The organism is Microcoleus sp. B13-B6, assembly GCF_036705405.1.
Taxonomy (GTDB): domain Bacteria; phylum Cyanobacteriota; class Cyanobacteriia; order Cyanobacteriales; family Microcoleaceae; genus Microcoleus.
Map to the genome: position 1 here is coordinate 1 of NZ_JAUBUJ010000083.1, position 7,442 is coordinate 7,442.

At 44.8% G+C, this 7,442-nt stretch carries 7 protein-coding genes; 3 read left to right on the top strand and 4 right to left on the bottom strand.

Annotation, left to right across the window (positions count from 1 at the left end; translation table 11 throughout):
* Nucleotides 1-627: 627 nt before the first annotated feature.
* The 4 genes from QUB35_RS28330 to QUB35_RS28345 all read right to left on the bottom strand — a co-directional run bounded on the left by QUB35_RS28330 (nt 628) and on the right by QUB35_RS28345 (nt 4,803).
* Nucleotides 628-2,058, bottom strand: coding sequence for an MFS transporter (locus QUB35_RS28330; protein ID WP_333144972.1), 1,431 nt, complete (start codon nt 2,056-2,058; stop codon nt 628-630).
* Nucleotides 2,059-2,551: 493 nt separating this feature from the next.
* Nucleotides 2,552-3,109, bottom strand: coding sequence for a Uma2 family endonuclease (locus QUB35_RS28335; protein WP_333144973.1), 558 nt, complete (start codon nt 3,107-3,109; stop codon nt 2,552-2,554).
* Nucleotides 3,110-3,458: 349 nt separating this feature from the next.
* Nucleotides 3,459-4,010 carry a hypothetical protein gene (locus QUB35_RS28340; protein WP_333144974.1) on the bottom strand — a complete coding sequence of 184 codons (552 nt, stop codon included), beginning with the start codon at nt 4,008-4,010 and terminating at the stop codon, nt 3,459-3,461.
* A 115-nt stretch (nt 4,011-4,125) separates the two neighbouring features.
* Nucleotides 4,126-4,803, bottom strand: a complete 678-nt coding sequence (locus QUB35_RS28345; RefSeq protein ID WP_333144975.1) for an ATP-dependent Zn protease — start codon at nt 4,801-4,803, stop codon at nt 4,126-4,128.
* Between the two features lie 57 nt (nt 4,804-4,860).
* Between QUB35_RS28345 and QUB35_RS28350 the strand changes: the two genes are divergently transcribed.
* The 3 genes from QUB35_RS28350 to nth all read left to right on the top strand — a co-directional run bounded on the left by QUB35_RS28350 (nt 4,861) and on the right by nth (nt 7,049).
* The gene (locus QUB35_RS28350) at nt 4,861-5,022 is read left to right on the top strand and encodes a hypothetical protein (RefSeq protein WP_333144976.1); all 162 of its coding nucleotides are present in this window, start codon (nt 4,861-4,863) and stop codon (nt 5,020-5,022) included.
* A 35-nt stretch (nt 5,023-5,057) separates the two neighbouring features.
* The gene (rseP, locus tag QUB35_RS28355) at nt 5,058-6,152 is read left to right on the top strand and encodes an RIP metalloprotease RseP (protein ID WP_333144977.1); all 1,095 of its coding nucleotides are present in this window, start codon (nt 5,058-5,060) and stop codon (nt 6,150-6,152) included.
* A 234-nt stretch (nt 6,153-6,386) separates the two neighbouring features.
* The gene (nth, locus tag QUB35_RS28360; protein ID WP_333144978.1) at nt 6,387-7,049 is read left to right on the top strand and encodes an endonuclease III; all 663 of its coding nucleotides are present in this window, start codon (nt 6,387-6,389) and stop codon (nt 7,047-7,049) included.
* Nucleotides 7,050-7,442: the final 393 nt, after the last annotated feature.

Genomic DNA, 7,442 nt, shown 5'->3' on the forward strand with positions numbered 1-7,442 from the left:
GGTTTTTAGCTGGCATTTTTGTAGAGATTGACTAAACTCCTTTTTTATTATACCCTATTTAAAGGTACAACAGCTTATAATTAGCCACATTCAGCAGATTTTTTGTAACGGCAACTAATCGAATCAATTTCCGATAAAAATCTGTTTCTTCTTTTAATTATAAACTTTTTGAGGATCTGGATGACTGATTAAGTATATAGACTTAGTGAGCGTCATACTTATATCACAAACTACTCTCTATAGTGCGCGACAGACATAAAATTTAATAATTTGTGTTCTCAAGCTCGATCGACATCTCGAACAACTCAAGCATTCGGGGTTTTTCTATCGGGGCGGATGGCGCTGGGCGATTTATGTATTTTCATAAAAAAACTAGGTTTCTGGGTTCCGGGGCTATTACTAAAACTATCGCTTTGATTTGTCTTCCGAGCCAACTATAGCAATCCTTTAGGTAAACGCGCAACGGGCTTTTTTGGGAATTAACCGATGCCATAAGAAGATGACACATTGTTAAATAAAAAAAGAGTTAGCACCCGATGGGAGGATTGCTATTGATAGCGCCAGGATTAGCTATTGGGAGTTGTTATTTTGACCTTTTACTAATTGCCAACTACTCCTTATTAGCGCTTACTGCTTTTGCGCTTTTCTTTCTCGCAGTTTCAACAATATTTCTGCATGAACTTCGCGGGTTATGGGATAAAAATAGGTAAGAATCATGCCAGCAATTAAAGCAATTGTGGGCAGCGGCCCGATCGCAAATCGAATCGCAAACAGTGCCGACTCTGGCTGTACTGGTGCTGGCTGTCCCGGAACGGTAGATAGAAATCCAGCTCCTTCTAATGCTTGGCCTACCAACCACAAACCCCCTGCCAATCCGATTTTTTGCAGCAGTACCATAAACGAATAGAAAACGCCTTCGCGTCTTTCTCCTGTTTGCAGTTCGTCGAGTTCGATCACATCCGGTATCATCGACCAAGGTATTAGATAAGCCGTGGAAACTCCGATACCTGCCATGACTGCTAATATGTACATTTGCAATACTTGTCCTGGTTGGAGGAAAAACAGTCCAGCTTGGGCAATAATCCACAAACTCATGCCCATAAAATATACGGCTTTTTTGCCGTATCTCTCGCTGACTTTACTCCAAACAAATAGCATGATTAATGCAGTGCCTTGAACTGCGATCGCAACCAAGCTAAAAACGTACTGTGGCTGTTGCATCCAGTTAACAACAAAGTAGGGAATAATAGTAGCAGTCAACTGCACTCCCAGCCAAGAAAAAAGATAAATTCCAATGACGTACAAAAAAGGGCGATTGCTAAATGCAATCTGCAACTGTTCTTTTAGTGGCAAGGATGTAGAATTATCTAGTTCGGCGTTTTCTAATAGTTGGGCTGCGACGTGCTTGCGAGTTCCCAAAACACACCAGTACAAAGGCAAGACAGAGATAACTGCACTGATTGCACCTAATACTAAATATTGTTGATTCGGGTTCTTTTCAAATACAGCAAAGATAATTAGAGCTAAGATTAATGAAAAGATGCTGCCGCCAATTGAGAAAGCAAATCGAAAACTATTAAGGCTAGTGCGTTCGTTGTAGTCTTGAGTAAGTTCTGGAGTCAGGGCAGTGTAGGGAAGATTGACAGCCGTGTACGCGGTGTTGAACAAAATGCTGATCGCAACATAGTACCAAAATAACACTGTGTGATCCGTGCTAGGTACAATCCACTGCAAGAAGAAGAATATGCCGAAGGGAATGCCACCATATATTATCCAAGGATATCGGCGGCCCCAAGGGTGAGAAGTGCGATCGCTCAAAACCCCCACAATCGGGTCATTTATGGCATCCCAAACCTTGCCAACTACCAAAATATTACTGGCTAAGCCGGCCGGTAAACCAGCGACATTGGTAAAGAAAATTAAAAGGTAAAATGCCAAAACATTAGCGGTAATTGCCGGGCCGAGGTCGCCGGCACCGTAAGCTAATTTTGTTGAGAGGCTGAGTTTTTTTGTTGTGGGGTTGTCGGCGGCTGGCCGAGCCGGGGAAGTGTTGCTCATAAACTTTGATGTCGGGATTTTTTGGCAGTCACAGTCTTTCCAGTAGGAGTATAACTCGCGCTACGCCCTAATACTAAGTTTTTTGTAGCGATCGGGATTATTCTGAAGACTGGGTAATTGGTAATTGGTAATTGATAGATTTGTTGGGGCGGGTTCACCAACAATAATCGCCCCAAAACAAACAATCTCAAAAACCCGCCCCAACCCAACTTTCCAAGCCAAATGTACGTTCAGATTTACGGTGGGGTGGGGGCGGGTTTTTATAAATTGTCGGTCATTGTTATGTATGGTTTGTGAACCCGCCCCTACAACGTTGTGGTAATTCGAGCGATATCAATATACACAATACCCGTAGATACCGTAGGGTGCGTCGCCACAGATAATCTACTTCCCAAGCTCGAAAATCTAGCAGCTAAGCACCATACAAGGGGCGGGTTTTACCCGAAATATCGATCGGTAGCTAAAGATATCGATAAACCCGCCGCCCACAGACTTAAGGAAACAGTTGCGAAATCTGAACTTCTATTTCTGGAAAGGCCAGCATTGACAAAACATCATCTTCATTAAATACTGTTTCTTGTCCGTAGTTTGCCTCGCCCGGTTCGCGAAAAACATAAACTTGCCGCGTGTTAACATCAAGTATCCAATAATCAGTAATTCCCGCTTTAGCATAAGCCGGTGCTTTCCGCTTGCGGTCTGTTTCTAAAGTCGTGTCAGCTATTTCTATTAATAAGAAAATATTGTCTGGTGCGGGATGAAAATCTTGGTACAGCCGAGGGTCAATTTGCACTACAGCAATATCGGGTTCTGGTTCTGAATTTATACTTAGAGTAACCGGGTCTTGGATGCGAATTAAAGCAAGTCCTGCCAGCAGACTTCTTAGATAGTCGGCTGCACAGAGATTAGTTGCTGCGTGGGGAGGCTTTTTTGCACTCCTTGAAATAATTTGCCCGTCAATTAATTCTACTCGTTCATCGGGATTGAGAATGCCAGTTTCGGTCATGCGGCGGTATTCGTCTACAGTCCACAAGCGTAAATCTGTTACAGTCATGGCACCATTTCCTTTGGCGATATTATCTATAGTCCTAGAGGCCGAAACCGCAGGGCGGTTTCATTTTCTTGTAGGGGCAAACCCCCCGTGGTTGCCCCGATGCCTGAAATGTCCATGAAATCATCTGTGGGTGGGGGCGGGCACGGGGGCACCGCCCCTACAAAAGCCTGGTTTTGCGTAGGGGCAATCCCACGCCCGGTTGCCCCGAAACAGCCCTGGCCGAAACCGGGTTTTTTATCAAAATACTCGATGAGAGACTTTAACAATGGTAAAAAATCCGGTTTCTTTGGTAGAGTCCCGGACTACTTTAAATCCAAAATCCCCAATCTAAAATCCCCAACTAAAATTGCTATGTCAGCAATCTAGATTTAGCTGTAATTGCTCCCACACACCACAAAATGGCATTGACAATTTCCGATCGCTGAATATCTTCTGCGTCTAAAAAACTTGCAAACTCTTCCTCAATATTCAAATGGTCTGCAAAATCATAAAGTATGCGCTTGTATTCAGTTGGCATCGGTATTAAAGTAGCTTTCACTAAATCGAAAAGCGCGTTTAAACAGTTGAGGATAGTAGCTGACTCGTCAAAATCTTCGGCATCGAGCAAGTACAGCGTTTCTGCAATGTCGCAAATAGCGTCTATTTGTGTGGGTGGCTTTCCCAGTTCGCTGACATCGATATTGCACAATTGGAGAGCGTTAATCGCTAGTTCTGGACGGGTAAAAAATACAAGTTGACCGCCGGCTACTAAGGGCGGCTCTTGTTCTCCATAGACAATTAGAGTATATAGATTTGGTATTTCGGTGCCGGGGTCGATCCGAAAACCGAACAGCCACAACAATTTTTCTGTATTTGGGTTCGCTGTTTGCAGTGTTGTTGGGAAATCTTTTGGTTCTGACATGAATTTTTAATCCCTATAATACGCTCTTAAACTCGGTTTCTACGCATTTTTTTTGTTTTTGTGAGAAATCTACAGAGAAACCTGGTTTATAAGGCAAGAGTGCGTAATCTTTTTCCTATAAATTTTGCTGAATTATGGCGTAGCATTCGGCAACAGTTGCTCTTTCTTCCATTGCTGCTACTAGGGCTTCGTAAGCTGATTTGTGGCTTTCGAGCAGGTTTTTTGCTCGCAGCAAACCCCAGTTTTGTTTAAGTTGAATTTCGGAACTTGGACGGCGCAGTTGTGTTAAAATTGCACTAATTTTGGTGCGGTCTTCGGCTCCTCCTTGTGCGCTGCCGTAAACAAATTTTTCGGCGACTATTCCGGCCATCCACACGGTACAATATTGGTCTAAAAGTTGGGCAGAAAGAGTGCCAGTTTGGAGTTGAGATGCTAATTGCTCGTCTTCAAATCGGACGCCGCCTTGGGCTGTTTGACCTTGTTTAAATGCTTCCCAAGCGTTGAGGGCGTAGCTGGTTACGGGAATTCCCAACAGGTACGCGACTAGGAAGTGTCCGGCTTCGTGGTGAAGGATACGATCGCGCTTTTGTTTGGAAGTTCCCCCCAGCCAATCTAATAAAATAGTACCGCCTTGACCTTGCCACTGGAAACTGTCAAGGGTAGCAAGCCCCAACAGGCAAAAAGTGGCGATCGCAGGTACGGCTTCTGGCAAGTTGAATAGGGGCCCCAACAATATTGAAATGGTGATGGCAAAGATAGAAATAGCGATAATATTCAAAGAAGTGTCTTTCATAATGCGGAATTGGTAACTGGGAATTGGTAATGGGGAATTTGTAATAGGGAATTGGTAATGGGAATTGGTTTTAGAGGTAAACTCAGGTACGATCGCGCGATCGGTTTGCCAGCGTCGGGTCGATCGCAGCAGCCGGGACTTCCGACAAAAACACCACCTTCCAGTTTGACTGAAAATTGCCCCTCCGAAGCCACCGATATTAAAAAGATATTAAAATAAATCAAAGTCCAGTAAAAGTGTTAGTGGAATCCTTCATGTCAGTTTTGGCAGCGATCGCAGTTTTAGGTATCTTGATTGTCGTTCACGAACTCGGCCACTTCCTGGCGGCGAGACTTCAACACATCCACGTCAACCGCTTCTCCATCGGTTTCGGGCCCATCCTCTGGAAGTACCAAGGCCCGGAAACTGAATACGCCCTTCGCGCCTTTCCCCTGGGAGGTTTCGTGGGTTTCCCGGACGACGATCCAGACAGTACAATTCCGCCAAATGACCCGAATTTGCTCAAAAATCGCCCCGTGCTCGATCGGGCGATCGTCATTAGCGCAGGGGTAATTGCCAACTTAATTTTTGCTTACTTCCTGCTGGTGGTGCAATTGGGTACTGTCGGCGCGGCAGAAATGAACTACCTACCGGGAGTTAAAGTCCCGGAAGTCGCCGCAGAAGTCAGTTCGGCCGCGAAACAAGCGGGAATTCGATCGGGCGACGTTGTTCTGTCTGTTGACGGCAAGGAATTGGGCGCTTCCGGCGAAGCAGTCAAATTATTGGTCGCAGCAATCCAAGATCATCCCAACCAACCCCTAGCGTTGGAAATTCAGCGCCAAGAACAAAAATTTGTGGTGACAGTAACTCCTGAAGAGTCGCCCGACGGCAAAGGTCGCATTGGCGTGCAGCTAACTTCTAACGGCACTGTCGTGCGGCAGAGGGCCGGATTTGTAGAGGCGTTTAGCAAGGCCGCTACAGAATTTGAGCGGATTGTGGTGCTGACGGTTCAAGGCTTCGGCCAGTTACTTAGCAATTTCAGCCAGACTGCCGACAAGTTGTCCGGGCCTGTGGCGATTGTGGCGATTGGTGCAGGGATTGCCAAATCGGATGCTGCGAGTTTGTTTCAGTATGCGGTGTTAATTAGCATCAATTTGGCTGTGATTAATATCTTGCCTTTACCTGCTTTAGATGGCGGTCAGCTAGCTTTTCTGTTAATAGAAGGAGTGCGGGGCAAGCCTCTGCCGAACCGCATTCAGGAAAATGTCATGCAGACGGGTTTGGTGTTGTTGCTGGGTTTGGGAATTTTCTTGATTATTCGCGATACAGCTAATTTGGCTGGGATAGATTTTCGATTTTTGATGCAATAGTAAAGGAAGAAGGAAGAAGGAAGAAGGAAGAAGGAAGAAGGAAGAATTATGTCTAGTTTTCCGTTTTCCTATTTTCCTATTTTCCCCTCTCCTTTTTTTCCGACGCAAGGGAGGCAGAACCTCTGGTTATGGGTTCCCCGGTCGTGCCTGGAAGTTAAAAACAAATAACAAATGACTAATGACTAATGACTACTGACTAATGACTACTGACTAATGACTAATGACTACTGACTAATGACTAAAAAGTTAAGTTTAAAACAACGATCGCTCGAAATTCTGGTTCGCCTCAAACGCCTCTATCCCGAAGCTCCTTGCACTCTCAACTACGAAACTCCCGTGCAGTTGCTGGTGGCGACGATTCTCTCGGCTCAGTGTACGGACGATCGAGTAAATCTGGTAACGCCGGCTTTGTTTAAGCGTTTTCCCGATGCGGTGGCTTTGGCAAATGCTGATTTAGAAGAATTGGAAAGTCTGGTGCGATCGACTGGTTTCTACCGCAATAAGTCTAAAAATATTAAAGGTGCTTGTCAGGCGATCGTCAATAAATTTAACAATCAAGTGCCGCAGCGGATGGAACTGCTACTAGAATTGCCCGGAGTTGCCCGCAAAACCGCTAATGTTGTTCTCGCTCACGCTTTTGGTATTAATATGGGCGTGACGGTAGACACTCACGTCAAACGTTTGACTCAGCGTTTGGGATTGACCGAACATACCGATCCTATAAGGATCGAGCGGGATTTGATGATATTGTTGCCGCAGCCGGATTGGGAAAATTGGTCGATTCGGTTGGTTTATCACGGCAGGGCAGTTTGTAATGCGAGAAATCCGGCTTGCAATATTTGCGAACTTGCAGATTTGTGTCCTTCTGCTAATAGTTTGGTGTTGCACCAAGGTTAAGTACAGGCAAGATGCCTGTACCACAAAAATGTTGAGTTATTGTGGAACAGGCATCTTGCCTGTTGCTAAAAATGTTGAGTTATTGTGGAACAGGCATCTTGCCTGTTGCTAAAAATGTTAATTTATTGTGGAACAAGCATCTTGCCCGCTGCTAAAAATGTTGAGTTATTGTGGAACAGGCATCTTGCCTGTTGCTAAAAATGTTGAGTTATTGTGGAACAGGCATCTTGCCTGTTGCTAAAAATGTTAATTTATTGTGGAACAAGCATCTTGCCCGCTGCTAAAAATGTTGAGTTATTGTGGAACAGGCATCTTGCCTGTTGCTAAAAATGTTGAGTTATTGTGGAACAGGCATCTTGCCTGTTGCTAAAAATGTTAATTTATTGTGGAACA

Excerpts from the sequence above, each read along its gene's own strand:
- QUB35_RS28335 (WP_333144973.1), bottom strand. The coding sequence starts at position 3,109 with ATGACTGTAACAGATTTACGCTTGTGGACTGTAGACGAATACCGCCGC.
- QUB35_RS28350 (WP_333144976.1), top strand. The coding sequence starts at position 4,861 with ATGGGAATTGGTTTTAGAGGTAAACTCAGGTACGATCGCGCGATCGGT.
- QUB35_RS28330 (WP_333144972.1), bottom strand. The coding sequence starts at position 2,058 with ATGAGCAACACTTCCCCGGCTCGGCCAGCCGCCGACAACCCCACAACA.
- nth (WP_333144978.1), top strand. The coding sequence starts at position 6,387 with ATGACTAAAAAGTTAAGTTTAAAACAACGATCGCTCGAAATTCTGGTT.
- QUB35_RS28340 (WP_333144974.1), bottom strand. The coding sequence starts at position 4,010 with ATGTCAGAACCAAAAGATTTCCCAACAACACTGCAAACAGCGAACCCA.
- QUB35_RS28345 (WP_333144975.1), bottom strand. The coding sequence starts at position 4,803 with ATGAAAGACACTTCTTTGAATATTATCGCTATTTCTATCTTTGCCATC.
- rseP (WP_333144977.1), top strand. The coding sequence starts at position 5,058 with ATGTCAGTTTTGGCAGCGATCGCAGTTTTAGGTATCTTGATTGTCGTT.